Genomic DNA, 205 nt, shown 5'->3' with positions numbered 1-205 from the left:
CGGTGAAGCCGACATGACGGGTGTGTGCGTGGACTCCACCATCGTGCGTGCTCATCAGCACTCCGCCGGTGCCCGTGAAAAAAGGGGGGCACGGCCAGGACGAACGGGCAGCAAGATCACCAAACAGGGCCGGGCGCTCGGACGATCCCGCGGCGGGCCGACCACCAAGATCCACCTGGCCTGCGACGGGCGCGGTCTGCCGCTG

Annotated in this window: 1 pseudogene; it reads left to right on the top strand. The window is 68.8% G+C overall.

Annotation, left to right across the window (positions count from 1 at the left end):
* A pseudogene (locus ACFFNX_RS20880) lies at positions 1–205 on the top strand (IS5/IS1182 family transposase); the annotation flags it as partial.

The organism is Actinoallomurus acaciae (assembly GCF_042429965.1).
Taxonomy (GTDB): Bacteria; Actinomycetota; Actinomycetes; order Streptosporangiales; family Streptosporangiaceae; genus Actinoallomurus; species Actinoallomurus acaciae.
Note: the sequence above shows the minus strand (reverse complement) of the source record. Positions and strands in the feature narration are given on the sequence as shown.